We start from the raw sequence: 26,209 nt of genomic DNA on the forward strand, positions 1-26,209 counted from the left end.
TGTTTGAAGCGTTATTTAAAAACAGCTTTGCAATAATAGAAAAGCAGATACCTAGTGTGTCTGCTTTTTTTATGTTTGATTTGAATACTATTTTTTAGAATATAACACATGGTCTACATTTACTTACGAGGATTTTAGAGAAAAAAGTCGTATATTACGCTATCTCTTACTAACGATTTGACTTAAAACCCACGGCTCCAACTCTTCCCATAGAAGCCCAGTTAAACGGTTACGTTGCTCTTCAGTTATCATTTCTCCTTCTTTAGCACCGCAATGAGAAAATGCATACTGCACCGCTTTATTTAAAACTCTGTCTCTTTCTTCTTCATGCTGCTTTTTCAATGTCGGACCTATAACTGCATCTATAGCCTTCTGGACGACTTTTTCGTCCAATTTTTCATTACTATATGCTTTCCGTATATCTGTCAAATCTAGATCAAGGTCAACAGATAAATTCAACTCCTCACCTGTAGTTGGATCAATCGCATAAGTTGTCGAGAATACATTTCCTGAATAACTACTAGATAAGCACATGACAACTCGCATCACACCGAAGTATTCGACATATCCACGTATGAGTTTGCTCTCTGGGTCACCATTGACATGGATACAATGAATTGGAACTCCAGCAGGCCTTACACTCACTAGGTCTTTCTCGTAATAGTAACCAAAACACGGTTCAGCCGCTTCCTTTTTTAAAAAATCTATGGCATGGTCACAATCACTCACATTCGCATCAGTTGTAGAGAGCAATGCTAGGGCTGTTTTGACAAATGAGCGACCCGCATCTAAACCGCCGAATGATAATTTAAATTCTATTGGCTCTCGAAGATAGGTAGATTGAATCTTAGCATTTTTAAGCAATTCTTCTTTATTAAGCTGAGGATATTTCTTAGAGATATTTTTCAGCATCTTTCTTGCTTCAGGCATATCTCGAGCAGAGATATGTATTTTTGTGCCTGTCTCACTCTGCTGTTTTTTGAAAATAGGTTTTGGAAGATTCATTGAACCATCAACATTAAGCTCCCACTCTTCTCCACTAATCGTTTTAAACTTTTGAGAAGGTGCATTACCACGTTCCCTATTAATTCGGAAAAATAGACTCAATGGGTTCATTTGTTTTGCAAGTTCAGACTCCCAGTTATCACCAGACTTTGAATTGCAGTCTGCACATAAAAAGCCTGAAACTTTCTTCCTCCCACCAATAGAGTTGGGAATTATGTGCTCGCGAGAATCAGTCTCTGAGGAAATATTTCGTTCACATAGCAAACATTGCTTTTCTAAATCGCTGCTCATAATCGTAATTCCGTTTAAAATACACCGTTTTACTATATATTCTTGAGTGGTTTATATCCTTGCCTAGTTTTAATATACAACGTCAACTAACTATTATCCTAAACAATTAATTACTAATATTCATAAATTTAGTGACGGGCGCATACAGACACTGTGTGATAACCTTTACTTTTTGAAATCTGACTAAAAGTCGCCCCATCTTCACACCCTCTCCATCACCACTCAACCCATCATACTTACTCACAATTTGTATAGATGTTATTAAGGATAATCTCGCCATAATACCCTCAAAATCGGTGAATCAGATGCCAAAAGTAATCAATTAACATTACTACTAAACTTTTGGTTGCATCTGCTCCTTATTACGCCTAGTATTTCGCCCTTCTAAATAATTCTGCTATTTACAATAAAGAGGGATTTATTATGGCAACTAATTCAGTCACTATTATTGATGGCGGCTTGGGCCGAGAACTGGCCAAACGTGGCGCACCATTTCGTCAGCCTGAATGGTCGGCGCTGGCAATGATCGAAGCGCCTGAGATCGTCCGTGACGTGCACCGTGCCTTTATCCAAAGCGGCGCAGCAGTCATCACCACCAATAGCTATGCGCTTGTACCTTTTCATATTGGCGAAGAGCGTTTTGCCAATCAAGCACAAGATTTGGCTACCTCAGCAGGCGAGATGGCGCGCGCTGCAGTCGAGATGGAAGGCCGCGACACTAAGATTGCAGGTTCTATCCCGCCGCTATTTGGCTCATATCGCGCTGACTTATTTGACGCCGATCACGTCGAAGATATCGCCACGCCGCTTATCAAAGGTTTGAGCGAATACGTGGACTTTTGGCTCGCAGAAACCCAAAGCCTAATCGCTGAATCTGTCGCTGTTCGTGAGTTACTGGACACGCTCGATACTAACAACAAACCATTATGGGTCTCATTCACGTTGGAGGACAGCGAGCATCTCGATGTGCCACGTTTGCGTTCAGGTGAGACGGTAAAAGAAGCCGTTACCAAAATGGCGGATATCAATGTAGAAGCGATCTTGTTTAACTGCTGTCAGCCAGAAGTGATTGACCAAGCGCTTGATGTAGCGCAAAGCGTGTTGCAAGACAAGAATGCCGCACACATCAAACTTGGTGCGTATGCCAACGCCTTTCCACCACAGCCAAAAGACGCTACAGCGAACGATGGTCTCGATGAAGTGCGTGATGACCTAACCCCGCCTGCCTATCTGGTCTGGGCCAAAAAATGGCAAACCCAAGGCGCATCACTGATTGGCGGTTGCTGCGGCATTGGCCCAGAGCATATCCAGGCATTGAGCCAGCATTTCACAAGCAATTTGACAACAGGTACCTCGACAAAATAGAGATCGCACGATGCAAAATGGACAAAAAATTGGGCTAACCATGCTCACTGCCATCGTGTTTAGCTCGATGGTCGGTGCGGGTATTTTTAGCCTACCGCAAAACATGGCCGAAGTGGCAGGTGTGAACGCCATCATTACGGCATGGATCATCACAGGGGTGGGTATTTTATTCCTCGCGGGCTGCTTTTTGCATTTATCACGCCTCAAGCCTGAACTGGATGGCGGTATTTATACCTATGCCAAAACAGGATTTGGCGATTTGGCAGGCTTCTTTTCGGCATGGGGTTACTGGCTGTGTGCGACCATTGGCGTGGTTGGCTACTTGGTCGTGGCGTTTGCTGCGCTGGGTAGCTTTATTGATACACCAACCAGTATTGTTTTTGGTGAAGGCAATACGCTATGGGCGCTGGTCGGTGAATCTATCATTTTATGGCTGGTACATTATTTGGTACTGCGCGGCGTTAAGCAAGCGGCATTTATCAACTTGCTGGCGACTTTGGCAAAAAGCTTACCGCTCATTGCTTTTATTGTGTTTGCCTATTATGCCTTTGATATGCAGACCTTTAATGCTGACCGCGCGGGAACGACGTTGGACGTACCCTTTATGGAACAGGTCAAAGGGACAATGCTGATCACTCTATGGGTATTTACGGGTATCGAAGGCGCGATTGTCTTATCGCAGCGTGCCAAGAAACGCGCTGATATCGGCCGCGCTACTTATATCGGTGTGTTGTGTGCGCTGGTGTTGTATGTTGCCATTACCCTGCTCTCTCTCGGGGTCATGAGCCGTGTGGATGTGGCGGCTCTCAGCAACCCATCGATGGCAGGTATCATGGCGCAAATGACAGGCAGTGTGGGTAAATGGGTCATCAGTATTGGGCTTATCGTCTCGGTATTGGCCTCTTATCTTAGCTGGATTCTTTATTCTGCTGAAGTGCCGTTTACCGCGGCGAAGTACAATGCGTTTCCACGCATCTTTACCAAGCAAAACGCCCAAGGCACGCCAACGGCTTCGCTCATGCTGACCAGCTTGACCGTGCAGTTATGCTTACTGATGATCTTTTTGACCGGTAAAGGCTACAACACTCTAGTCATCATCTCCACCTCGATGATTTTGATTCCTTACTTTTTGGTTGGGGCCTATTTGGTCAAAGTATCATTTGCACAGTCAGAGCGCTGGAGCATCAAAGCCATCGGTCTGGGCGCGAGTGTCTACGGTATTTGGCTAATCTATGCCGCTGGCGTGGATAACTTGCTGTTGTCCTTGCTACTGTATATACCTGGCTTAGCGATTTTTTATTACAGTCGCTATCAGGCACGGCAGCAGTTAACATAATTTAGCTAATCGATAGCTCGCTTATTCTGACAATATAAAAGGTCCAAAAAACGATGGTTTTTGGACCTTTTTTAGTAGCGATCAAGGCTTCAGAGTGTATGCAATCAAAGAAACAACCGCAAATATCGAGTATTAAGAAGGGAAAATCACCACCTCCTCCCTTTCATGCCACGGCTCAAACTTGGTCAATAACGCTTCAAAATTTTATAAAAAAATATATCTTATTGCCGAGACTCTAATTCAATCATCTCAGGGTAATCATTAGCGTACTGGTAACCATCTAATCTATTATAGACTTTGACCCTGACCAAATAGATAAAGCTGATTTATTATGCGAGTCAACGCCAATGTTTGCTCCAGACTATTATCTCTTTCGCAAAAAGAATTCGTCATCAACACCAACTGTCGACGCTGTCTGGAACTGATGTGTCACTGGCTTAGTACTGACTTGATTTAGTCAGATCTAAATAGCTAAGCATCAATAATCTAATCTCAAACTTATTAACGTTTTTCGCCTGTAAAGCTAACTACGATTTTAGTCGTGTCTTTCTATTTTAATAAGGTCGTGCTTCAACGTAATGATGCAGACCTTCCTGCTTTTTATCCTCGTCTTCTTTCTTCGTTTTGTCTTGTTACTAATTGCCCTAACTCAAAAATAAAACACAGCTACCTATCTCTTCTCAATTCAAAAACGCCCTATTTTTATGTGATTTAAATACTCAGTTTTTATGTCACATTACGTACAGCTTACACAGTTAATTTAACACAAACAATTATCGACTAAATCATTACTTAATTTTGTATTAGTATGCATTGGTACTCATTAAATGACTAAGGATACAAGTAATTACATTGTCTATAAGCCCATTCTTTCTATATAAATTTCACTTGTTGTACCTGCTCAAGGACCAGACATGACTGCTAACACACAAGAAGCATTGACTAGCGCAGCACTCAGTTTTCAATTAATGACGCGAGCTGAGCCTCCAGAGTTAGTTATTGCCACGATAAAGTCGTTATTAGCAGTAAAAGAAGCGCGCGATGAGATATTGATTATCGATAATAATAATAAAGAGGCGTCATTGTATGAGCCGCTGGCAGCATTTTGCCGAAGCTTAGACGCTAAATTGAATGTTCACTTTTATCACATTGATCATGTTGAAGGATTCAAAGCGGGTGCTTTAAACTTGGCACTTGGGTTGATGAGTCCAGACTGTAGTCACATTGTGGTGGTCGATAGTGATTATCAGGCATTACCACATGCTAGAGTCTCTATTATGCAGGCTATCGCCCAATATCCTGAGCATACTCTACTGCAGTTTCCGCAGTTTTATCGTAATGAAGGACAGATGGATGTCCATAGCGAGTTGAATCACTATTTTAATCACCATCTATATCGTTCTTTTAATCGCAATCGCGCTTTATCAACGGGTACTTACGCCGTCATTCGACGCTCGGATCTTTTAAGCATAGGAGGTTGGTCAGGCGCTTCTATCACTGAAGATGCTCAAATGGGCGTCCTTATGCATCGACAAGGTTTTCGCAGTCAGTTCGTGCCAGAAGTTATTGCCACAGGTTTACTGCCTAACACACTAGATGACCTAATATGTCAACGTCGACGTTGGATCTACGGCAATATGCAAGTGCTCACGGATTACCTGTCAGTCCCGTCCAACTCTACAAGTCAATATGTTCCACAGTCCAAAAGTATAAGTGAACGTCTAGCATATATACGCGCTCATCTGTCTCAATTGAGTGCTTGGGTAAATTTCACAGGGTTTTTTATCCTTTTGCATATCTGCTCATTGCTGATGACGGTTGATATGCTTTTGGTAAATAACGTTAACGTGTCGATGCTTACCCCTCTATATGTGGTTTATGCAGGTTATGCGTTCTTTATCCTTAGACGTTTGTGGGCATATTGCCGTGATCAATCGCCTCTCAATCAACAAGTCGATAACAGCTATCAGCCACGTTTTGGCACAAAGATACGAGCATGGTTGATGCATTTGAATTTTTGGGAGATTGGCGCATTGTCATGGCTGCCGGTGCTGTGGGGACGAGAGAAACCTTTTGTCTGTACGCCAAAACAAAACTATATCCAAAATCGTCATTCCTTATTTCTTAGGAATATAGCGGCGTTACCAAAACTGCTGTTGGTGCTAAATATTATTACAGTCCTAGTTGTAGCACCGTTTTCACCGCTCTACTCACCAGTACTATTTATCTGTGCAGCGGTAGTTTGTGTTCTCAAACTAAGCGCCGCCAAAGTAGCAATGGATAATTTCTCTAATGCTCGAGCAGACATACCAAGTATGAGTAAGGTTCTTAAGCAGACTTTAAAGGTAGCCCATGAAAAAAAGACGACTATTACGACATCTTATGCGACGTCTTTATTTAAAGATAAAAAAACCATCGATTCATAAAAATCAGCACTTATAGAACTAGTACTTATAAAGATAGTAATTCGCAAAAACTTGCGATTATATAAGCCAATTTTGAACCAAGGTCATTCTATTGTCTTTTATCGTTTCTATACTATGTTCCCTATACACCACTCTACTAACCATAACACTTATAGCCATGATGCTTATAACTATAAAGGTCTCAAAAACATGATTAGGTCTTCGAATTCACCGCTACGTATTGCCATTATTGCACATTCACTGTATCCCATTGCCCAGCCTTACGCAGGTGGTCTAGAAATGATTACCCAATTGATTTGTGATGAGCTAGTGGCGCAAGGTCATGAGGTATTGCTTTACGCTCATAAAGATAGCGAGACGAAAGCAACGTTGGTGCCATTATTGACGCGTCATGAGTTTAATAAGATGGTCTATGATAATGAGCACGAAACGGTCGCCATGGGCCGTGAAGAGATGTACCAATATCTCACGTATCAGATAGCCTTACGAGATATTATCGAACGTGATGAGCGCGGTGAGATTGATATCGTACATAATCATAGTTTGCATCATATTCCGATGATGACAGGCCAAGCGTTTGGCGAAAGGTTTTTTACTACTTTTCATACGCCTATTTTTCCACAGTTACGTTTGGCGCTTTTAACGCTGCGCGCTGGTACGACCACTCAATTTACAGCGATTAGTAAGCATCAACAGCAGTTGTTTGCTGAATTTGTCCCCTCACGAGTGGTATACAACGGCATCGACGTCGAATCCTTTATTGCCAATACTGAATCCCTTGGCAATAATGTTACTGGCGATGACGAGGTATATTTTTGGTATGGACGCATCTGCCCTGAAAAAGGTACCCATTTAGCCATGCAATACTGCATGGAAGCTGGGAAAAAACTTATCATTGCAGGACCTAAAAGCAACGAAGACTACTTCAATCAAAAAGTAGCTCCTTTGTTGTTTAAAGACAATAAGAGCGGCGATGACAAACTATTCAATTACGTAGGTCATGTCACCAAGGATGATATTAACAATTACTTGTGCCGAGCAACTGCCATGCTATTTACTAGCACTTGGGATGAGCCATACGGATTGACCTTAGCTGAGAGTTTGGCATGTGGCACACCAGTTATTGGTTTCGATGCTGGAGCCAGTGCCGAGATTATTACTCCAGAGACAGGAGTCATCGTACCTAAGAAAGATAAAGCCGCCTTTATCAACGGTTTTTCTACGATTAAAAACATATCACGTAAAGCCTGCCGTGACCGTGCTTTGCAGTTTTGTTCAGTATCGGCCATGGTAGACGGCTATCTGAAACTGTACCGAGCAGCGTTAAAAAATAGAACGATGTTGATAGAAGACAATTCAAATAGATACATAAGCAGTATCAACAGTTATGAGATGTCTGATTTAACAAAAGACTCCCTGCAATTTTTTAATCAAGCCATTCAAGCGCCAGTTGAAATTGATAATGATCTTGTTAGCTTTTCTGAGGGATCGTAATGATGCGTATCGGATATTATGCGCATCATCATGGCTCAGGACATTGCCGACAGGCAGACAAACTGGCTGCATTGTTACCTAATGACGCAAGAGCGCAATTAACAGTATTTACGAGCTTAGATATAAATGGCTATCGTTTTACCGCTATTGATGAACAACAAATCGTACGTTTAAATGCAGAAGATGAACGCTCAGACGACATATTAGCAGGTCGTGCAGGAGAATATTGGCAACCAGCCAGCCTACATTACTCGCCCATAGGCAATAGCGATATCCAAAAACGCAGTCACCAAATACTAGACACTATCTTTCAACGTAAGATTGATCTAATGATTATCGATGTCAGTGTTGAGGTGGCCATGCTCTGCCGTGCGGCAAGTATTCCTTACCTTTACGTTAGGCTTCCGGGCATTCGCGATGATGCGCCACATTCGGGTGCGTTTTCTGGTTCACTTGCCTTACTAGCACCTTATCCTAAGGCGTTAGAGTCTACCCATACATCTGAATGGGTCTGTGATAAAACGCTCTATCTTGACTTTATCTACACTCAAAAAACTGAGTTATGTACTTATGAGAGCTTTATAGATATCTTGGCAAAATTAAGCGCTGGTAGCGAAATTTCTGTTCCTAAATCTACAAGGCTATCATCTATTGAGGCTCAATTAACAGACAAGTCCAAAGCTACAACACCCATTATCACCGTCATTAAAGGCTACGGTGGACATAAAGCGATTGACGAAAAACTACCAGAGTTGCGCTCACTGCTACCCAATGCATTAATTGTCTCTCTCGGGCCTATAGACGATGACAAACGATGTTATGTCGATATCTCAGCTGAGGTAGATGACGTCACACCATTCATTTGTCATAGCGATTATCTGATGATGGCTTGTGGTCTAAACGCTGTCGCGCAAGTATATAATTACGATACGCCGCTCATAGTAGTGCCTGATGACAGACCTCATAATGAACAAGCCGTCATGGCTGAAGCGTTAGTCACTCAAAATAAAGCGCTAAATTGGCAGCAGTTTAAAACCTTGATGAGCGTCAATAACGGTCAACCTGAATCTATTGATCAAGCGATTAATACTCGAAGTAAACAACACCCCACTACATCGGTTGATAGCCTTAAAAAAAATGATGTTGAGGAAGATAGTAGTAAGGAAACCAACGCAGCTATGTCAACAGATGCTCAAGCGTTCATGCATAGCACCACTGATTATCCTACTACTAAGCGTTGGTTTGAAAACTGGTTACTTCCTCGACTCAACTTAACACCTGAATCAACAATTAAAGACTGTCTTATTAAAAATAACAGGCAACTTGATAGCGAGACAAAGATAAACGATGACCATTCAGCCAACGAGTAACGCTAGCACGACTTCTGATACTGTATCGATGACCGTCATTACGACTTGCTATGGTCGTAATCGTCATCTCTATAACCTACTCAGCAGTCTAGAAAATAGTAGTGTAAAGCCAGCCGAAGTCATTATCGTCAACGATGACGCCGATCCTAATCAGTTAGCTGAATTCTCATTAAACATCGTGAAGTTACCGACTACGGTCAAATCAACTGTGAATAACGGTGATGATATTAAAACTACAGAATTTGATATCGGACATAATCGCAATCTTGGAGCGATGCAGGCAACTCACGATATGCTAATTTTTTTGGATGTTGATTGTATCGTAGCACCTACGTTTATTGAGCAAATGTATCAGAAGCTTCTGCAATATCCTAGTGCGCTTTTGATGGGTCAACCGCGTTATCTAACGCGACCTATATCAGTAGAAGAGAGTATGCAATTAAAAATCAATCATCTGCCTTTTTCTCTTTTAGACGAGCTGTCTGTCTATAACCCTTATCGTTATAATTTTGATGAAGCTGACTCAAACCAAGCTGGAATAAAGCAAACAGCTATCAAACAAACTGATGATTATGGTGCATTTTGGAGCCTGTGCTTCGCTATCAAGCGACAGACTTTTGATAAGATTGGCGGTTTTGACACCCAATATACAGGGTATGGCGCAGAGGATACCGATTTTGCTTTTACAGCTCGTCGATTAGGTATTGATTTTTACCTTACTGCTGATATCGCTTATCATCAGCAGCATAGTGTCTACCGACCACCACTCAATCATCTGGACAGTATCATTGTCAATGCCAATCGCTTCTATCAAAAATGGCATTGTTGGCCCATGGCAGGGTGGTTGTCACAGTTCTCCGATATGGATCTGATTGATTGGACCGAAGAACAGTCATCACTGATAGCCATACGACGAGAGCCTAACGATAACGAGATAAAGCGCGCTCATTGTCCCGATGCTCCTTATGTTTAATTACTTCTAGCAATTTCTAGCGAACGATAACTTAGTTAATCAATATTCTAGTACCGATGAATAGTCACTCCTGTAGGTGGTCGACTCATTTCCTGACGCTCAAAATCCCAATTATGACCATGCCAAAAATGAGCATTTTTATCATTGTCATTGAAACCAATCATTACTATCTCTAACGGTAGTTTCGTGTTTTGAATATAGTGTAAGTATGCTCGAGCTGCAAGCATCAGCCGATATAATAGAAAACCTGATGAAGGTGCTGACGAATGAATGTCGGTAAAGTATGGATAGTCAGCAACGACTTTATGATGCTCTGATAGCACACTGTGGTAGGTAGGGCTTGATAATAGTTTTTGCATGTTAGAAGGAATATCTAAGATGCGCTGAGTAGTGATAGGATCATCATTAGGGCTTGGATCATCAGCGAATGTTGGAAACTGATAAGGCTGGTTGCTCGTCAATATCCCTAGCGGGGCGGTCTCGGCCATTTGCTCCACCACTGATATATGATTGCTTCTAGGCGGTAGGCCAAAATGCAGCTTACTGTCTCCAATCTGCCGAAAAAACAGCAACTTAGGTAACAAACTAGCTAACTGATGGCTGGCAAAAAAATCGGCGTGAATAAAGTGATTAAATAATACCAAGATATCATCGGGCTGTAATAGCATCTCAAGCTGAGCCGTGGTCACAGCAGGATTATTTGCAATCAGAACGACTCGTTTAGCTTGCTCTAGTGCAGTCTGTATAACGACTGGTAGCGTTAAGAAAGCAGATTGCGCTGTGCTTACGTCATTAGATATATACCCGCTATTCTCTGATAGCGAGATACTCTGTTCAAGTATTGGTTTTTCTGTATTGGACTCTGTATTAGACATAGCAACCTTAGTTAATGTAACCTTTTGATTGCTACTTTAGCATTATTAGCGATTTTTATAGACAAAGCTTTACCTCTATTGTGCACGGATAAAGCCTTATCTTAATAAAAGTCTGTTACTTCTTACTTATTCAACTCAGAAATCATATTTTACCATTATTGCAATTTGCTGACCTATTAGAATGCGATAGTCGCAGCATTTCATAGTAGATAAGTACTATTCGCTGACACTTCTTCTAAACCTTATAGAAAACCTTTCTATATCACTGATAATCTGCTCAAATCGTCATTAGATGATGATTCGTATATTCAGTAGATGATATATCATCAGCTAGCTATCTCAGCTCATTGCCGTAACAACACCTTCTATTTATTTCACAATTAACCAGTAAGGAAATATGGGTTAGTCTTCAGTAATTAACGTCTCCAGAGTGTTACCAGCCTGCCGACCCTCAGCAAAAAGCTCCTAAGATTGTATTAATGGTTCAGTATCTGCTAGAAAAAGTCACCTTTCTTTAATTTTCATAAAAGTACGTAACGCTATAACTCGCTATTATCTACTTATTCAATAGAGTGACGTTAGCCAAAGCCAAAAAAGTAATCGTTGTTAAAGACAAACATCCAGCACAAAAAGTGGTCGTTGTGAAATCAAGATAGACCAAGCAAGACCGATACCGTATACAGCTTATATAGAACCCGCTATATTAAGCAGGAAACACCACTACCTCACCGCCTTCCTGCCATGGCTGAAACTTAGTCATGGCTTGTACGAATAACGGATGTTCCAACCAATATTGTAGCCACTGCTGCAATTTAGGATAAGGCAAACCATAAAAAACCTCACGATCGACATGCGCAAACTGACGAACAAAAGGCATGATACCGATATCAGCGATAGTCATGCGATTGCCTAGTAGATACGTATTCTCAGTCAATAACGCTTCTAAATCCTGCAAAAAAACTTCACCCTGTTGCCGATATTCTATTTGAGTCATCTCAGGGTGACGATCGGCATATTTGTAGCGATCGAGCCACTGCTTAAACTCATTGTCGTTTTGTGCTATCAGTGCATTAGCCTCAGATAAAACCTTTTCATCTAGCAGTCCTTGAGGATCGTTTTGCTCAAGCGCCCACATCATTATCTCAACACTTTCTTCAATGACGGGACCATCCACCAACTGTAAAACTGGCACCGTCCCTTTTGGGCTAATCGCTAGCATTTGTTCTGGTTTATTCTTCAGCGTAACCTCCCGCAGCGCTACAGACTGCTCGGCAAATAAAAGACCGAGACGGGCGCGCATGGCATAGGGACAGCGACGAAAAGAATACAAGCGATGAAGCGGTGAAGTCATAATTATTTTCCACAATTGAATAGGAATTAAATGGTAGGTCAACAAAAGCCAGTGGGCTCAAACCCCTTAGTAACGATGTTCATAAAGGAATTTTCGGATACTCTATCGATTTATAATTGGCCATAGCTTCTACCAACAACTGCGGCAGATAGGCACCTTTGAGATGTGCGTGCGGATAATGCTGCTCAAGCCACGATTGATAGTTATAGACAGTTAGCGTACCACAATATAGCAAATATAAAACCTGCACGCCGATGCTACGTGACAATCCCATCACGCAATGGAAATTGATAAGCGTGATTAGGCTATCCTCTACTTTATCTTTATTATTGGTGACGAACGCCTGTGTCTCAGCTGATCGTATCAAAGCGTCAATTCGCTCAAATAAGTCAATGTAATCCTTGAACAGTACGTCGTTTAATGGCTGCAAATCCAATAAAGGCAAATACAAATAATGAACAGGCGCAGACGCGGTGTCTTTAATGGTCATTTCAAGTTTATCAACATGGCTCGATATTTCAGCAGCCAAATCAACAACGATAATCTGATAGCAAACTAAAGGCTTACTTTTTTCTGGCGAGCGTAACCAATTCGTTAAATGGGTATTGATACCTGTCTGCATCAATCGAGGTGAGGCCACAACGGTGACACCGTCACTAATAGCATATGGTGTGAGTGGATACTTCTGACCTTTCGAAAAAACTTCAAAATACCACTGTCCCAAAAGTGACATAGCGTTGTAAATAATAATGATGGGAGCAAACTTCATCCAAGTATATACGGTAAGTCGTCCGCTACTGGACTTTTGAAACCAGCGTGTATCTTGCATTGGTCCGGCCTGCTGATAGGCACAAGCTAACATCACAAAACTGATCAACCAGTATAGAGCGATGATAATAGCGAATGTTTCTATCATTTCAGCCGCTATCATACTCATATTAGCAAGATAAAATCCTGCTATCGCTATCAACAAAAACCCTATCACACCCAGTGTCAGATGCTTGATTACCAATGCATTTCGGATTCGACTTGAGAGTGCAAGCACCAACACTGCCAACACTACCCCGCCGAACATATCTAACAAATGATGCTGATACGTCAACACCGTTGAAAGAGCAATCGATGTACATATACCCACCAGTAATAATCGATCAAGCATTGAAACCCATCGTTTTTTGGACTCTGTAACATCCCACAACGACACGCCAAGCAAGATGGCATAACTGACATGCAACGAGGGTAGCTGATTAAATGGCTTGTCCACCAACTGCAAAAACTGGTAGCCGAATTGCGTCCAATCAACAGGTATCAGCCGATGGAATGAAAAACGAGCGGGATAGAGATAGAAAATCAAACAGGCAAAAATGGTCGCCAAAATTAGGCGATAGGTCAACAAAGATAACTGTATAGACGTACGTACTAAAAAAAAGCTCACCACAAATAAAACCAACGACCAGCTGTAAGGAACAATTATAGCGGGAATGAAAGGAATGGTGCTATCGAACGGCGTGGCTAGGTTATGAACTTTCGATGGATAAAGTTTATACAGGGAGACACTATAAACAGTCGTCAAGTTGTAGAGTAGATAAAATATCGCTAACGCAAGACCTAGATGTCTGAAACGTGTTGATGGATTTAGTAGCACCTAGTACCTCGTTTAACTATTGGATAAATATCACTTTATACGTCTAACCTCTCTCAAATTACCGACTCATCTTATACCACAAATTAATAGAGGCGATTGGCTTTAGGACTAATCATGTCCGTGATTACTGCATATTAATTTTAGAGGTTAAATACTGGGCTAAATGCCTTTTTCTAACTATACCAATTGTTAGGGATAATACTATCTTAAGGTTCAGTTAAGGTTGCTCCTTTATGATGCTTTCATGATGTTACTCGTGCTAAAAGCTTTTAACCATTTGGAGACAGCTGATGTCATTATCTATTGATAGCACTCATACCTTACAAAATGTCCTAAATACGACCTTTTATATTGAAGCGGTTAAGCCAATGTCAATATTGGAAGTGCAAGGCATACCCTCATCCCTTTATATTCGTGCCAGCACGCAAATGCCAATAGCGACATCGCCTACTTCATATGCTCAAAATCAAGATGCCCAAGCATTTATCAAACGCATATACGAGTACATCCATCACGCACGATTGAGCTACTTTATGCCTATTTTGTTTTCAGGTTTTACCGATATGCCATCCTATGGCGATTGGTTATCTACTGATGATAATGCGTTACCTGCATTTAAAGGGACGAGCGTTGCTATCGGTCTAAAGCCTATCTGTGAAGATAAAATATTTTTAGAGCAGTATCTGAACACGCCAATACAAAACGAAATCAGCAGAGTAGCAGGCGAGCTTGTCAGTCGTCAGCGTATTTTTGAGATTGGCAACTTGGCTTCAGGCTGTGCTGGTAGCGCACGGCTTATGATAGCATTTTTGGTATTTTATTTATCCACCCCTACTCTGAATCCTACGACTCATGAATACCAAACCAAAGCAGACTGGGTCGTGTGTACTGGCACCGATGCTGTGCGGCACATATTGGCACATATGGGCATTCGCAGCCATGTCATTGCCAAGGCAACTGCAGAAGCGCTAGAAGACCCTGAGCAAGTATCATCATGGGGCCATTACTATCAGCACAATCCCTTGGTGGTCGCCATCAATGTGGCAGATGCTAAGCGGGTATGCGCCACGCATTATCGCTATACCGAAACGTTAGAGATGAATGCTACCACGCGTTTGACACTAAATAAGATAGCCGTTTAATACGTATGCATTAGCCTACCAATAACACTGCACCACCACAAGACAGTGAGAATAACATGACACCCATTTATACCGCGATATGTGAGCATGCCCGCCAAACTCCCAAGCAGGTAGCGATACAAACGATAGATAACCATAACACGATCAGTCTGACTTATGGCCAGCTGCAACGTACATTGTCAGCGCTTCATCAAACATTAGAAACATGGCAAGGCAAGCGTGTCGCCTTATATGCGCATAATGATATAGATTGGATCATACTCGATTTGGCATTGAGCACCGTTGGCGCGGTCGTTGTGCCAATCCCTTTATTCTTTAGTGCCGCGCAAATTGCGCACTTACTACAAGATGCGCAGATAGAGATGGTATATGTTGGTGCGGGTTTGACACTGCCGGTCGTAGACGATACGGCTAACTGGATAATTGCTGATACACCAGAGACAATAGCGATCACATCTGAGCAGGCGACTCATATCACAGGCAGTTTTTATCAACTTGCTGACACTGTCATTGACCATACCCTTACCGCTCAAAATTCCTCTACTGCCAGTGACTTTTGTAAAGTGACTTACACCTCAGGCAGTACGGGCATGCCCAAAGGCGTGTGTTTGGGTCAAGAGACATTGATGCGTATTGTCGAGTCGTTATCGGGTGCGCTTACTGATACCTTGACAGATGACGCTACTCACGCGCCAAAAGTGAGCGATGCCACAACCAACTTTGGTCATTTGAGCGTTTTGCCTTTTGCCACTTTATTAGAAAACGTGGCAGGTGTCTACGTGAGCCTATATATGGGGCGCACCTTAGTGACAGGGCACATTGATCAATTTGGTTTGTTATCCAATCAAGCTTTTGATGCCGAGCGCCTGATGACAACGGTGCAAATATACCATATCGCCAGCGTTATTTTATTACCGCAAATGCTAAAAGCCATTTGTGAGCACATGGCAGCCAATACAACAACCAAATCCAACACCAATGTTGCTGTGCCATCGTTAAAGTTTATGGCAGTCGGTGGCGGCAAAGTCTCGCCTCAATTACTAAAGGACGCCAGTGCCCTAAGCTTGCCTGTCTATGAAGGCTATGGTTTGTCTGAATGTGGCTCAGTGGTCAGCCTAAATACGCCAAAAGCCAATCGTACAGGCAGTGTCGGTAAACCGATGCCTCATGCATCAGTCAGCATCGCAGACAGTGGCGAGGTGATGGTAAAAGGCAATGCGATGCAAGGCTACTTAAACCATGAAGATAGCAAGGATGATGATGGCATCATTGCCACAGGGGATATCGGTCATTTAGATGACGATGGCTATTTATACATCACGGGTCGACGCAAAAACGTGCTCATCAGTAGTTTTGGACGCAATATCTCGCCTGAATGGGTAGAAGCGCAGCTCTCAACGCAGCCCATTATCTATCAGGTCGCGGTACTCGGAGATGGTGAGCCTCATTTGTCTGCCGTGATAGTTGCCAACCCCAACATGACCGCAACGAGCAGTGACCCACAATCTGCGATTGCGCAGGCGATAAATGTCGTCAACCAAACCTTGCCTGACTATGCTCGTATCAAACAGTGGCACCTCGCCGAGCAGCCTTTTAGCATGGAAAATGGATTACTAACCAATAACGGCAAACTGCGACGAGCACACATTTTTACCGCTTATCAATCGGCACTCGGCTTATAGCTGACACTTTTGCCAGCAGTGCAACGGACGCTGTTATTAAGCTATTAATAAAATGTAGATAGAGCAAAGCCAGATAGACCAAAGGTAGCCGTTAGCCCGTATGAATTTTTACCACTTATCGTTATAGGACTATATTATGCAAACCACTCTGATGCCTAATGATTTGATAGAAAACGACTTGATAAAAGATAACAGTGTCGAGTATGACATTACTGAAGCACTAACCTCTCAAGCGTCTACTAACGTATCCCTGCCTAAAACCGCTGATATTTTAACGGACTTAAAAATCCATGGTTGGACGTTACTTCGAGGTTATCACTACGATGTAGAGACATTTAGCCAATTAATGACTCAGCTGTGTCAGACGTTGACATACGACCCTGCCCGCCAAAATATTACTTCTGAAGCGCAAAAAGTGGATGCAGGCACGCATGCTATTGGACTACATATCGAAAATGGCAATACGCCGATGCCGCCTGACATCATTGCTTTTTTTAGTGAATTGAGCGCCAAAAAAGGCTCACAAACAACGATATGTGATGGACATGCGGTGTATCAAGCGCTATCACCTGAGCTAAAGGCTACCTTTAGTCAGCCGATGCGGATCAGTCGCCATTTGCCTCAGGCAATATGGCAAAATTACGTGGCGACGGCGACCGGCAGAGCAGACGCCGATCAAATAAGCTTGAATGATTTAGAGACCTTTATCACGGCGACGACGAGCAAGACGTTAACGCATCATGTAGAGCCTCAGACAGATGGCGGCGTTCGGTACGTATTACAGATACCTGCCATCCGAGAGGACAACTTGAGCGGTCAACTGGCCTTTGCAAATACCTTACTTGGGCCCTCATTTAATTATGAAAAACCTGAGTTCACCCTAGCCAATGGTCAACCCGTCGATGATACGCTCCTAGATGAGCTGACTCAGATTTGTGAAAAATACACTCAAGACATTGCGTGGCAAAATGGCGATGTAGTGATACTAGATAACAAACGCATCATGCATGGTCGTCGTCAGATTGACGTACCTTTGACAGAGCGTAAGCTGTATATTGCCATGGGGCTTGGCATCAGACATGGCATGAATCACTCAAACGATTAGCAACAGCGCATATCACTAAAATCCGCCTTTCAATAATCCGTGCTTTAATAATAACTGTTTAATAAGGATGCGATATCATGACACCACCTAATGGTCAATCAGACCTAACACAGCCTACCCTGCAATACACCATGCTAATCGGTGCCACGGGTGGTATCGGGCAGGAGATCGCAAGGCAATTATGTGCCAATAATCGACCGGTAATCTTAGTCGGGCGTAACAACCAGACGTTGACACATTTGGTGGATGAGTTGACTAAAGACTATCCTGATGTCCCGCTTCTGTCTCATACGTGTGATTTAAGCTCGCAGACATCGCAAACGCTACTGGTAGAGGGACTAGGTGAGATGACACAAGGTCATGGAAACGTCATTGATACGGTCATACTCAACGCTGGTATCAATGACTTTGCTCTGCTCACAGAGCAAAATGATGACGCGATCGAACAGATGATGTTGGTCAATGTGGCGTATCCACTACAGCTCATAAAAAGACTGCTACCTATCTTGATCACGCAGCATAGCCCGAGCCAAATCATCAGTATTGGCTCAACCTTTGGTAGTATTGGCTATCCAGGTTTTAGTGCTTATAGCGCGAGCAAGTTTGCCTTACGCGGCGCAAGTGAAGCGTTAGGCCGAGAGTATGCCGACACCTCAGTGAAGTTTCGCTATTTTGCGCCCAGAGCCACCAAAACAACCATGAATAATAATGCCGTAGTCGCCATGAATGAGGCACTAAAGGTAAAAATGGACTCGCCTGAGACGGTCGCAAAGGCACTGATTCACTTTATATCCACCGATCAAGCGCAGCAGCATTTAGGGTTTCCCGAGCGTTTCTTTGCGTGGCTCAATCGTTTGTTTCCCAACATCGTTGGCAACGCCATTGTCAAAGACCTACCCACCATTAAACAACATGCTAGAAAATCACAGTAGTCCGTTAGATAGTCACGGAGTAAGTTTGCATTTAAATTGCCACACCAAATAAGCGACCAATCAACGAGGTTGCTGCCATAGCGAGCACGCCCCAAACCACCACTCTCGTAGTCGCAGGAATCACAGGCGCACCGCCCAGCCTAGCCGAGACAATACCAAGTAGCATCAAGCCTACTATTGTCAAAGCCGCGAGCGACCAGACCAGTGTGGCTGCTGGTAATAGCACTATCCCAATAATCGGTAGTATCGCCCCTGCCACAAAGGATAATCCCGAAGCCACTGAGGCATGGATGGGCTTCGCTTCACTAAGATCTGTGAGGCCAATCTCATCACGGGCATGGGCTTCTAACGCATTGTGCTCAGTCAAGCTCACGGCCACTTGATGTGCCAAATCATGCTCAAGTCCCCGCGCCTCATAAATTTTGGTAAGCTCTAGCAACTCACGCTCAGCATTATGCCTCAGCTCATGTCGCTCTTTATCGAGATCCGCCTTTTCGGTATCCGCCTGTGATGAGACCGAGATATACTCGCCAGCCGCCATTGACAATGCACCTGCGGTCAACGCAGCCATACCTGTCAGCAGCAATGTCTGACTGCTTGTACTGGCAGCGGCTACCCCAACCAATAGACTGGCGGTCGAAATCAACCCATCGTTCGCCCCCAGTACAGCAGCTCTTAGCCAATGATTGCGATTGCTCAAATGTGCTTCGTCATGAATAGAATAGTGATGCATAAAATCCTCAAAAGGTAGAGACGCGAATGGGTATGTCCTAGTGTAGCTGATAATGTCACTGCAGTTTGTACCGCTTAACGTTATATCGCCCAATATTGATTCATTCGGATGGTTACTCGAATGGACACTATGACATATACTTTGATAGCTACTGAAACAGTCATTTTTTAGATGCTCATTTGTTAAATAGTCACTTGTTAAATAGTCACTTGTTAAATAGTCACTTAACTTGTCTTAACACCACCAATCTATAGCTAATCAATAAAAAAACCAATGTCTGACTACCTGCATAAAACAACATCAACGGCAGTGCTCGACTGTCTGACCCCACCATAAACACATGGATACTAATGAGCATATAAGCCATAAAGGTCAAAAAATGTAGCCATCGCCATGCTGATTGACCAATATATTGCTTAATATAAAAGCTGAATGCGCAGATAAATAACAGCCAAAACCCCAGTTGTCCCAACGCCACACCCACTCGATCAGTCTGAAAACCGAAAGGGGCTAAGATCTGCCATATTTGCAGATTTAGATAGTTATCCGCCAATAAAATACCCGCATGAAAGGCGGCAAAGCCTACCGCAATCAGGCTTAAATACTGATGCAGAGCAAATACCCTAGCTGCATTAACATACTTTCCTAAGCGTGTACTCAGCAATAAACCAAAAACCACTGCCAGCCAAAATAAAGCATAAGCAATCACACCACCTGCCCGTGATAAATACCAAAAATGCTTATCTGTGGCGGTCAGCAATTGTGACACCGTCTCTCCCCACATCAATAGCGCGTAGCTACCGACACCAATGGCTATCATAAAACTCAATCCAATCCACATAATCTGAACAAGCAGCGGCGTATTAGAAGTAGTCTGACTGTGAGTAAGATTGTCTGTATGCATGACGATACTCCTGTGAATGCATTTACTTAATATGTTGGGACCTAACTTATCGAGTGAGGGTTGTTAGATGACAGCCAAGCTTGGCTTGATCAAGTTTGGCTCGATAGCAGTGGACAATAACACTTGGTTATTCGTATCAATTAAGAGCGCCGCAATGTGATGCTTGTTCAGCCATACCATTGCTTCTGTAACGCCGAGCAGCACGCAATATTTTGCATATACCTCCGCTGTTACAGTATCTGCAGCCACGACGGTTGCCGTCAGGACATCACTGATTACTGGACGAGAATAATGAGGGTGAATTAAATGATGTTGCCAGCGTCCTTCATGCCACCAGCGCCGATAATCTTGCCCAGAAGTGGCGACAGCACCAGATTTTAAACTAAGTATCGCGACATCTTGGTCATCTTGCATGTGCTCGCCATCAACACCATAAGGTTTAGCAATCGCCACGCCCCAAATCATTGGGTTGTCTATTGCATTATCTAGGGCTTGGTTTATTGGGACACCGACTGCCATATCACCGCCCATATCTACCAAACAAGACAGTTGCCAGTCATGACTTCGGCTAATGTACTCGGCCAATTGCATGGCACACCAGCCTTTAACATAACCATTCAAATCAAGTGCCATGCCAGCGGGCAGGTAAACCTGATACTGACCATCTGCCAATCGGCGACGCTGAATATCATTTACTTGCTGATTAGGATTGTTGGTACTGGGCGTATCTTGTAAGCAAGGGGTCGCATTGACAGCAGCACTTGAGGTCATAACGGGTATGGATGGAGTAGCCATCTTTGGCAAAGTTTCAAATGACTGCCTATAGCCAGCAGCCCAAAGCGGTTTGAGTAAGGTCGGTGTTATTAAGCCTTGGGTTTCTGCAACAAAATATATGGCGCGACCTAAGACCTCAAATAATTCTGCACTAACCTCTGTCCATTGGTCGATATGATTGTTGAGTCTCATGAGCTCACTGGTCTCATCGAAACGACTAAATATATGTTCCCAGCGTGCTAAATGCTGCTGAGCCTCTATTGTTAGCAACTCAATTTTCTGGTCTATTACTGCTTGCGAGTACGGCGTGCCCCACTTAGCAATGTTTAACGTTATTTGAATGTGGCAACCTATTGCTGTCAGTTTTAGAGTCGCCAATTTTTTCGTATTCTTATTCATCAGCAGACTCCATTTTTTGCAATAGGATATAAGCTCAACTGTGGCTCATTTCTATTCATCGACTTGCTTACTTATCGAGAAGAACGAGTACGGGCGACGACTGTGATTGCCTCTACAGGCGCAGCTTCATTGACCTTTCTCAGTTGAGTAATGTCAACAATGGGTATTGAGGCAACCACCAACTCATCATTCGCAGGAACAGCCGTATTCAAAGTGGTGGTGCTCACAGATGGACTGTCTGTCTCTTCATTAAGCAAAAATAACCATCCGCCCATCGTGCCAGCAATCGAGGCAATCATGATACTGCTTTTCAAAAAAACAAACGGATCCGCTTTTTTACTCGTCTTATTGGCAGGTTTCTTTTGCGTTGATTGTGTGGTTGATTGTGTCTTAGTCATCATAATCACCTTCCTCTTCATGGTGCTTGTAGCTCGTTGCGATTAGATGACCATTCTTTTTGTAATCCTCGTCACGGTATTTTCCAGCTTTTTCACCTTCGTCCCTATCGTCATCATGATGCTCATCTTGGTCGTCATCGTCGTAGTCTTTATAGACAGTCTCCACACGATAGTTATTGGTCGCTACCGGATTTAGAACCGTGCCTAAGTTGGCATCAATATAAGTGGCGCTATTATCCAATAGCACTTCATAAGCGACTGTGCCGTTATAGTTGATCAGCTCTGGATTGGCTTGCAATATCGCATTGGGCGCGTCTTGTTTTGCTAGTGCTGTCGCTTGCGCAGGAGTCAGTGCAGCAAGAGGTAATTGCTGCATTGATGAGGATAAGTCGTTAGGTGCGATGTCCGTATTTTGAGCGATAAGATCAGGTGATAATGAGGTGACAGCCGATTCGGGAGACTGCACCGCTAAGGCAATAACACCACCAAAGAATACTAAGGAAGTCGCACCGACAGTTAATAATACTGGTCTTAAAAGAGGTAGGCTCATAGGTTGTACTCCGTATACCGTTATTAGGGAATACTAGGAGCATACGCGATGAATATTAACTCAAGCTTAAGACAGTATGTTTTATTTTTTTATAACGGTTTTGGGAGTGCGTTTTTACTTTTAACTGTTACCACAAAGCCTGTTTCTGGTTGAGGGCGGTTGGCAAATGATAAGGTAAGATTATGTAGATCAGCGATTCGATTGGCGATTGACAGCCCTAACCCGCTACCTACTTGCGTTTGACCGGCTGGACGATAGAAGCGTTCGCTCAGGCGCGCTAGCTGCTCTGGGTCTGCGCCCAAGCCATTGTCCACCACTTTGATACTATCAGTATCCAATTGCAGTTCGATCTGGCAGCCCTCTGGGCAATAGCGAATGGCATTGTCTAAAAGGTTGCGGAGAAGAAGCTTAAACAAGACTGGATTGATAAGAATGGGTAAAATATCGGCAGGATTATCGCAGTGTACGGTACGTTTTAATTGAATGTGCTTTTCACGCGCCAAGCGATTGACATCGCTGAGCACCATATCCGTCAGTGTCAGCCAGTCTGGACGTTCTAATTGCTCAGGAGGCAGTTGCTGTTGCGGCTCTATTTTAGCTAAAACCAATAATTGATCGACCAAATGGGTCGCACGCTCAATGCCATCGCTGATTTTTTGGGTGTGATAAAACAATTGGCTGTCGTTGTCTATATCAGACAGTTGTAATAGCTGCTGCTGCAAAAGATCGGCTTGTAGTTTGAGCGCAGCCAGCGGACTACGCAGCTCATGCGAAGCATCGGCGGTAAAGCGCTGCTCCCGTGCCAACGTATCTGCCACTTTGACAAACAATACGTTTAACGCGGTCACCAAAGGCTGAACCTCTTGTGGGACGTCTGCTGTGATCGGACGATCGTCTTGTGGCTTGCGCTGTTCTACCTCAGAGCTAATTTGACTTAATGGCATCAGTCCGTGTCTTATCAATCCGATAGTCAAAATCATTAAGGAAAGCAGCCCAATTAACATCGGCAGTACTTGTACAGACATCGCTTCCACAATCATTTCTCGGCGAGAATCAAGATTTTGACCAATGGCAATCACACGCCCTTCATGCATATCATCGCTATGATAGTCGTCGTGCGCATAAAATAACCGCCAACGTTTGCTAAAGGGGTTAAGACGCTGATAAGCAGAGTTGTCCTCTTCTACAAAACCACGCTGATCTGGTAGGAAAGAAAACGACTGTCCGTTTTCATCAGCCATTAATAGCCGCCCCTCTTTATCCCAAATCGCAAAGCCCATATAGTCATCTTCCGCATCACCAAGATCACCTGACAGCTCCTTGCTTTTTAAATTGTATATTTTGGCAGCATGTTCGCTCTTCTGATTATGATGATTGTCGTCATCGTCTTCTTGATCACTATTCTCTGAATCTACAGTTTTTGGACTCCCGTCTTTTGAATCCACCTCTTTTGGATCACTGTCATCAGCAGAGATGCCCATCAAGTAACGAACCACTTGCGTGATTTGTGTGTCATTCATCTCATTGATTTCGTGCCACAACCGCCAAGCAATAAAGCTCGACGTGACAAGCCATAATAAAGGCAAGCCGATAAGTAAGGAGATAAACAGTCGCTGCTGGATACTTTTCATAAGCTCACGTGTTGCTCATATATGGTTATGTGCTGGATTGAGATAGTAGCCGATGCCGCGTTTGGTTAAAATAAAGTCATTGCCCAACTTTTTGCGTAAATGATGGATATGTACTTCAATGGCATTGCTCTCAATATCCTGTTGCCAGCCATAGAGTTTGTCCTCCAAGCTTGCGCGGCTGTGAATCTGTTTGGGATGGGTCAGCATTTGCTCGAGTATCGCCACTTCTTTGATGGTAAGCTCAACGACTTGCCCTTGATAAGTAACTTGGTGATTGTGCGGCCAATAAGCGACGTCGCCATAACGAATCTCAGGCTGGCTACGTCCCTGACTGCGCCGTATCAATGCTTGCAGACGGGCAACCACTTCGTCTAGTGCAAATGGCTTGACCAGATAATCATCGGCGCCCGCATTGAGTCCAGCCACACGGTTGGCAATCGCATCACGGGCGGTAATGATCAATACCGGCGTGTCTAGGTGTTGGGCTCGCCAGTTTTGTAGCACCGTCATTCCATCACCTCTTGGCAAGGTGAGATCAAGGAGCACCGCATCAAACATATCCTCTTGCAGTGCCATCTCACCTTGCTTGGCATCACTAAACCAATCGACCATCATGCCATGGCTTTTTAGGCCAACAACGAGGCCTTCAGCGATATTGTTATCGTCTTCTATTAATAGTATGCGTGCCATGACTGTCCTATTACATTATGTATTCTACTATCTTATTTTTATTGTGGGCGACGCGTCGTCACCGTTTTATTACCCGTTATCATCGACTTGATCAGATTTTGCCGCTCCCAATAGCTCATGGCAATCGCAGAGATAATATGCAGCGGCACTAGCAAGTATAAACTATTGGCCAGTATTCCATGGATTTCTTCAAGGATATCTTTACTACCAAAAATTTTGGCTTCCATCAGATAACCACTAATGCCCAATCCTATAATCACGCCCCATAACGCAAACATCATGATAGCAGCCAGTGGATTATGACCCAAATGCTGCTCATCTGTACGGCGAATACTCAAATCAGATAAGTGATGTTTAATACGAGACGGCGTGGGGAAAAAGTCACTGAAACGTGCATAACGTGTACCCACAAATCCCCAAAGTAGACGGATAACCACTAACCCTACCACGGTATAACCGACATATTGATGCAGCTCACTGCCTTCTTCGGTAAACAACAAGTTGGCAGTGATACCAGCCGCCACTGTCCAGTGAGTCACTCTGACCAAAATATCCCAAACTCGTACTTGTCGAGTTTTAGGAGTATTTGATAATGATATCTCAGGCTCGTGCATCGGATTGATTGTGCTGTTCTGGGTCATGACCGTCACTCCTTTAATAGTTTGTTGTTTTTGACGACATGATTGCTAAATATCGAATCTAGGCGAGATACCGCTAGTAGACTCGGCATCACATCGTCTGCTCTACCGCTATTACAACAAACAAACCTTAAGAGGAGCTTAGGAAACTAAGAAATCGAACTTTAAAGTAGTGAATAATCTATCTGACATTCATAGATGGTTAAAATGGCATTTAGAAAGAAAAATTGAGCAAGCAAGACTGCTTTTGGCCATATAAATAACACATTTAAAAGTTTAACCTGAAAATATATTTAGCATTAACTCCGTAATAATATTGATAATGAAAATGATTATCAATACAATAGGCATTTAATTTGTGCGCTAAAATATTTATGCAACTGTCTCGCTTATATTTAACCTTTTTAAAGTCATTGAGTTCATCTTGTCTGTCTGCATCCGTCTTGCTACTAGAAATTAGGAACACGCTTTAGTGATACCTATGCCCTTTTATGCTATCA

22 protein-coding genes are annotated in these 26,209 nt (G+C 43.3%); 10 read left to right on the forward strand and 12 right to left on the reverse strand.

The window, feature by feature from the left end:
* Window positions 1-159 precede the first annotated feature (159 nt).
* Window positions 160-1,296 carry an HNH endonuclease gene (locus tag ACHUET_RS03865; RefSeq protein ID WP_394210824.1) on the reverse strand — a complete coding sequence of 379 codons (1,137 nt, stop codon included), beginning with the start codon at window positions 1,294-1,296 and terminating at the stop codon, window positions 160-162.
* A 423-nt stretch (window positions 1,297-1,719) separates the two neighbouring features.
* Between ACHUET_RS03865 and ACHUET_RS03870 the strand changes: the two genes are divergently transcribed.
* The 6 genes from ACHUET_RS03870 (at window position 1,720) to ACHUET_RS03895 (ending at window position 10,260) form a co-directional block, all read left to right on the forward strand.
* Complete coding sequence (locus ACHUET_RS03870) at window positions 1,720-2,661, forward strand: homocysteine S-methyltransferase family protein (RefSeq protein ID WP_394210825.1); 942 nt, start codon at window positions 1,720-1,722, stop codon at window positions 2,659-2,661.
* A gap of 10 nt (window positions 2,662-2,671) precedes the next feature.
* Window positions 2,672-3,997, forward strand: coding sequence for a basic amino acid/polyamine antiporter (locus ACHUET_RS03875; protein WP_371532295.1), 1,326 nt, complete (start codon window positions 2,672-2,674; stop codon window positions 3,995-3,997).
* Between the two features lie 914 nt (window positions 3,998-4,911).
* On the forward strand, window positions 4,912-6,423 hold the full coding sequence (locus ACHUET_RS03880; RefSeq protein WP_394210827.1) for a glycosyltransferase family 2 protein: 1,512 nt from the start codon (window positions 4,912-4,914) through the stop codon (window positions 6,421-6,423).
* A 189-nt stretch (window positions 6,424-6,612) separates the two neighbouring features.
* The gene (locus ACHUET_RS03885; protein ID WP_394210829.1) at window positions 6,613-7,917 is read left to right on the forward strand and encodes a glycosyltransferase; all 1,305 of its coding nucleotides are present in this window, start codon (window positions 6,613-6,615) and stop codon (window positions 7,915-7,917) included.
* The gene (locus tag ACHUET_RS03890) at window positions 7,917-9,287 is read left to right on the forward strand and encodes a hypothetical protein (protein WP_394210831.1); all 1,371 of its coding nucleotides are present in this window, start codon (window positions 7,917-7,919) and stop codon (window positions 9,285-9,287) included. The genes ACHUET_RS03885 and ACHUET_RS03890 overlap by 1 nt, the downstream gene beginning before the upstream one ends.
* Window positions 9,265-10,260 (forward strand): glycosyltransferase family 2 protein, encoded by a 996-nt coding sequence (locus tag ACHUET_RS03895; RefSeq protein ID WP_394210833.1) that lies wholly within the window; start codon window positions 9,265-9,267, stop codon window positions 10,258-10,260. The genes ACHUET_RS03890 and ACHUET_RS03895 overlap by 23 nt, the downstream gene beginning before the upstream one ends.
* Window positions 10,261-10,307: 47 nt before the next feature.
* Here the strand turns inward: ACHUET_RS03895 and ACHUET_RS03900 are convergent, their stop codons facing one another.
* The 3 genes from ACHUET_RS03900 to ACHUET_RS03910 form a co-directional block, all read right to left on the reverse strand.
* Entirely contained in the window at window positions 10,308-11,135 is an 828-nt protein-coding gene (locus ACHUET_RS03900; protein ID WP_394210835.1) for a hypothetical protein, read from the reverse strand.
* A 703-nt stretch (window positions 11,136-11,838) separates the two neighbouring features.
* Window positions 11,839-12,486: a glutathione S-transferase gene (locus ACHUET_RS03905; RefSeq protein ID WP_394210836.1), complete on the reverse strand. Its 648-nt coding sequence runs from the start codon at window positions 12,484-12,486 to the stop codon at window positions 11,839-11,841.
* A gap of 79 nt (window positions 12,487-12,565) precedes the next feature.
* A complete protein-coding gene (locus ACHUET_RS03910; protein ID WP_394210838.1) occupies window positions 12,566-14,131 on the reverse strand; it encodes a phosphatase PAP2 family protein in 1,566 nt (521 codons plus the stop codon).
* 290 nt (window positions 14,132-14,421) lie between these two features.
* Between ACHUET_RS03910 and ACHUET_RS03915 the strand changes: the two genes are divergently transcribed.
* From ACHUET_RS03915 to ACHUET_RS03930, 4 genes are all read left to right on the forward strand, one after another.
* Window positions 14,422-15,273 carry a thermostable hemolysin gene (locus ACHUET_RS03915; protein WP_394210839.1) on the forward strand — a complete coding sequence of 284 codons (852 nt, stop codon included), beginning with the start codon at window positions 14,422-14,424 and terminating at the stop codon, window positions 15,271-15,273.
* A gap of 56 nt (window positions 15,274-15,329) precedes the next feature.
* Window positions 15,330-16,955, forward strand: a complete 1,626-nt coding sequence (locus ACHUET_RS03920; RefSeq protein ID WP_394210841.1) for an AMP-binding protein — start codon at window positions 15,330-15,332, stop codon at window positions 16,953-16,955.
* Between the two features lie 136 nt (window positions 16,956-17,091).
* Window positions 17,092-18,060: a TauD/TfdA family dioxygenase gene (locus ACHUET_RS03925; protein ID WP_394210842.1), complete on the forward strand. Its 969-nt coding sequence runs from the start codon at window positions 17,092-17,094 to the stop codon at window positions 18,058-18,060.
* A gap of 77 nt (window positions 18,061-18,137) precedes the next feature.
* Window positions 18,138-18,992, forward strand: coding sequence for an SDR family oxidoreductase (locus ACHUET_RS03930; RefSeq protein ID WP_394210844.1), 855 nt, complete (start codon window positions 18,138-18,140; stop codon window positions 18,990-18,992).
* Between the two features lie 31 nt (window positions 18,993-19,023).
* On the opposite strand, the gene ACHUET_RS03935 is transcribed toward ACHUET_RS03930, so the two are convergent.
* The 8 genes from ACHUET_RS03935 to ACHUET_RS03970 all read right to left on the reverse strand — a co-directional run bounded on the left by ACHUET_RS03935 (window position 19,024) and on the right by ACHUET_RS03970 (window position 25,712).
* Window positions 19,024-19,725 (reverse strand): VIT1/CCC1 transporter family protein, encoded by a 702-nt coding sequence (locus ACHUET_RS03935; protein WP_394210846.1) that lies wholly within the window; start codon window positions 19,723-19,725, stop codon window positions 19,024-19,026.
* Between the two features lie 220 nt (window positions 19,726-19,945).
* Window positions 19,946-20,629, reverse strand: coding sequence for a ferric reductase-like protein (locus ACHUET_RS03940; protein WP_394210847.1), 684 nt, complete (start codon window positions 20,627-20,629; stop codon window positions 19,946-19,948).
* Between the two features lie 63 nt (window positions 20,630-20,692).
* Complete coding sequence (locus ACHUET_RS03945; RefSeq protein ID WP_394210849.1) at window positions 20,693-21,802, reverse strand: FAD:protein FMN transferase; 1,110 nt, start codon at window positions 21,800-21,802, stop codon at window positions 20,693-20,695.
* A gap of 71 nt (window positions 21,803-21,873) precedes the next feature.
* Window positions 21,874-22,203, reverse strand: coding sequence for a hypothetical protein (locus ACHUET_RS03950; protein WP_394210851.1), 330 nt, complete (start codon window positions 22,201-22,203; stop codon window positions 21,874-21,876).
* Complete coding sequence (locus ACHUET_RS03955; protein ID WP_394210852.1) at window positions 22,193-22,750, reverse strand: PepSY domain-containing protein; 558 nt, start codon at window positions 22,748-22,750, stop codon at window positions 22,193-22,195. The genes ACHUET_RS03950 and ACHUET_RS03955 overlap by 11 nt, the downstream gene beginning before the upstream one ends.
* 89 nt (window positions 22,751-22,839) lie before the next feature.
* A complete protein-coding gene (locus ACHUET_RS03960) occupies window positions 22,840-24,381 on the reverse strand; it encodes an ATP-binding protein (RefSeq protein WP_394210854.1) in 1,542 nt (513 codons plus the stop codon).
* Between the two features lie 15 nt (window positions 24,382-24,396).
* Window positions 24,397-25,071: a response regulator gene (locus tag ACHUET_RS03965; protein ID WP_394210856.1), complete on the reverse strand. Its 675-nt coding sequence runs from the start codon at window positions 25,069-25,071 to the stop codon at window positions 24,397-24,399.
* Between the two features lie 38 nt (window positions 25,072-25,109).
* Window positions 25,110-25,712, reverse strand: coding sequence for a cytochrome b/b6 domain-containing protein (locus tag ACHUET_RS03970; RefSeq protein ID WP_394210857.1), 603 nt, complete (start codon window positions 25,710-25,712; stop codon window positions 25,110-25,112).
* Window positions 25,713-26,209 lie beyond the last annotated feature (497 nt).

This window comes from Psychrobacter piscatorii (assembly GCF_043641605.1).
Taxonomy (GTDB): Bacteria; Pseudomonadota; Gammaproteobacteria; order Pseudomonadales; family Moraxellaceae; genus Psychrobacter; species Psychrobacter piscatorii_C.

Coding starts and splice junctions, on each gene's coding strand:
- ACHUET_RS03865 (WP_394210824.1), bottom strand. CDS start 1,296: ATGAGCAGCGATTTAGAAAAGCAATGTTTGCTATGTGAACGAAATATT.
- ACHUET_RS03870 (WP_394210825.1), top strand. CDS start 1,720: ATGGCAACTAATTCAGTCACTATTATTGATGGCGGCTTGGGCCGAGAA.
- ACHUET_RS03875 (WP_371532295.1), top strand. CDS start 2,672: ATGCAAAATGGACAAAAAATTGGGCTAACCATGCTCACTGCCATCGTG.
- ACHUET_RS03880 (WP_394210827.1), top strand. CDS start 4,912: ATGACTGCTAACACACAAGAAGCATTGACTAGCGCAGCACTCAGTTTT.
- ACHUET_RS03885 (WP_394210829.1), top strand. CDS start 6,613: ATGATTAGGTCTTCGAATTCACCGCTACGTATTGCCATTATTGCACAT.
- ACHUET_RS03890 (WP_394210831.1), top strand. CDS start 7,917: ATGATGCGTATCGGATATTATGCGCATCATCATGGCTCAGGACATTGC.
- ACHUET_RS03895 (WP_394210833.1), top strand. CDS start 9,265: ATGACCATTCAGCCAACGAGTAACGCTAGCACGACTTCTGATACTGTA.
- ACHUET_RS03900 (WP_394210835.1), bottom strand. CDS start 11,135: ATGTCTAATACAGAGTCCAATACAGAAAAACCAATACTTGAACAGAGT.
- ACHUET_RS03905 (WP_394210836.1), bottom strand. CDS start 12,486: ATGACTTCACCGCTTCATCGCTTGTATTCTTTTCGTCGCTGTCCCTAT.
- ACHUET_RS03915 (WP_394210839.1), top strand. CDS start 14,422: ATGTCATTATCTATTGATAGCACTCATACCTTACAAAATGTCCTAAAT.
- ACHUET_RS03920 (WP_394210841.1), top strand. CDS start 15,330: ATGACACCCATTTATACCGCGATATGTGAGCATGCCCGCCAAACTCCC.
- ACHUET_RS03925 (WP_394210842.1), top strand. CDS start 17,092: ATGCAAACCACTCTGATGCCTAATGATTTGATAGAAAACGACTTGATA.
- ACHUET_RS03930 (WP_394210844.1), top strand. CDS start 18,138: ATGACACCACCTAATGGTCAATCAGACCTAACACAGCCTACCCTGCAA.
- ACHUET_RS03935 (WP_394210846.1), bottom strand. CDS start 19,725: ATGCATCACTATTCTATTCATGACGAAGCACATTTGAGCAATCGCAAT.
- ACHUET_RS03940 (WP_394210847.1), bottom strand. CDS start 20,629: ATGCATACAGACAATCTTACTCACAGTCAGACTACTTCTAATACGCCG.
- ACHUET_RS03945 (WP_394210849.1), bottom strand. CDS start 21,802: ATGAATAAGAATACGAAAAAATTGGCGACTCTAAAACTGACAGCAATA.
- ACHUET_RS03950 (WP_394210851.1), bottom strand. CDS start 22,203: ATGATGACTAAGACACAATCAACCACACAATCAACGCAAAAGAAACCT.
- ACHUET_RS03955 (WP_394210852.1), bottom strand. CDS start 22,750: ATGAGCCTACCTCTTTTAAGACCAGTATTATTAACTGTCGGTGCGACT.
- ACHUET_RS03960 (WP_394210854.1), bottom strand. CDS start 24,381: ATGAAAAGTATCCAGCAGCGACTGTTTATCTCCTTACTTATCGGCTTG.
- ACHUET_RS03965 (WP_394210856.1), bottom strand. CDS start 25,071: ATGGCACGCATACTATTAATAGAAGACGATAACAATATCGCTGAAGGC.
- ACHUET_RS03970 (WP_394210857.1), bottom strand. CDS start 25,712: ATGACCCAGAACAGCACAATCAATCCGATGCACGAGCCTGAGATATCA.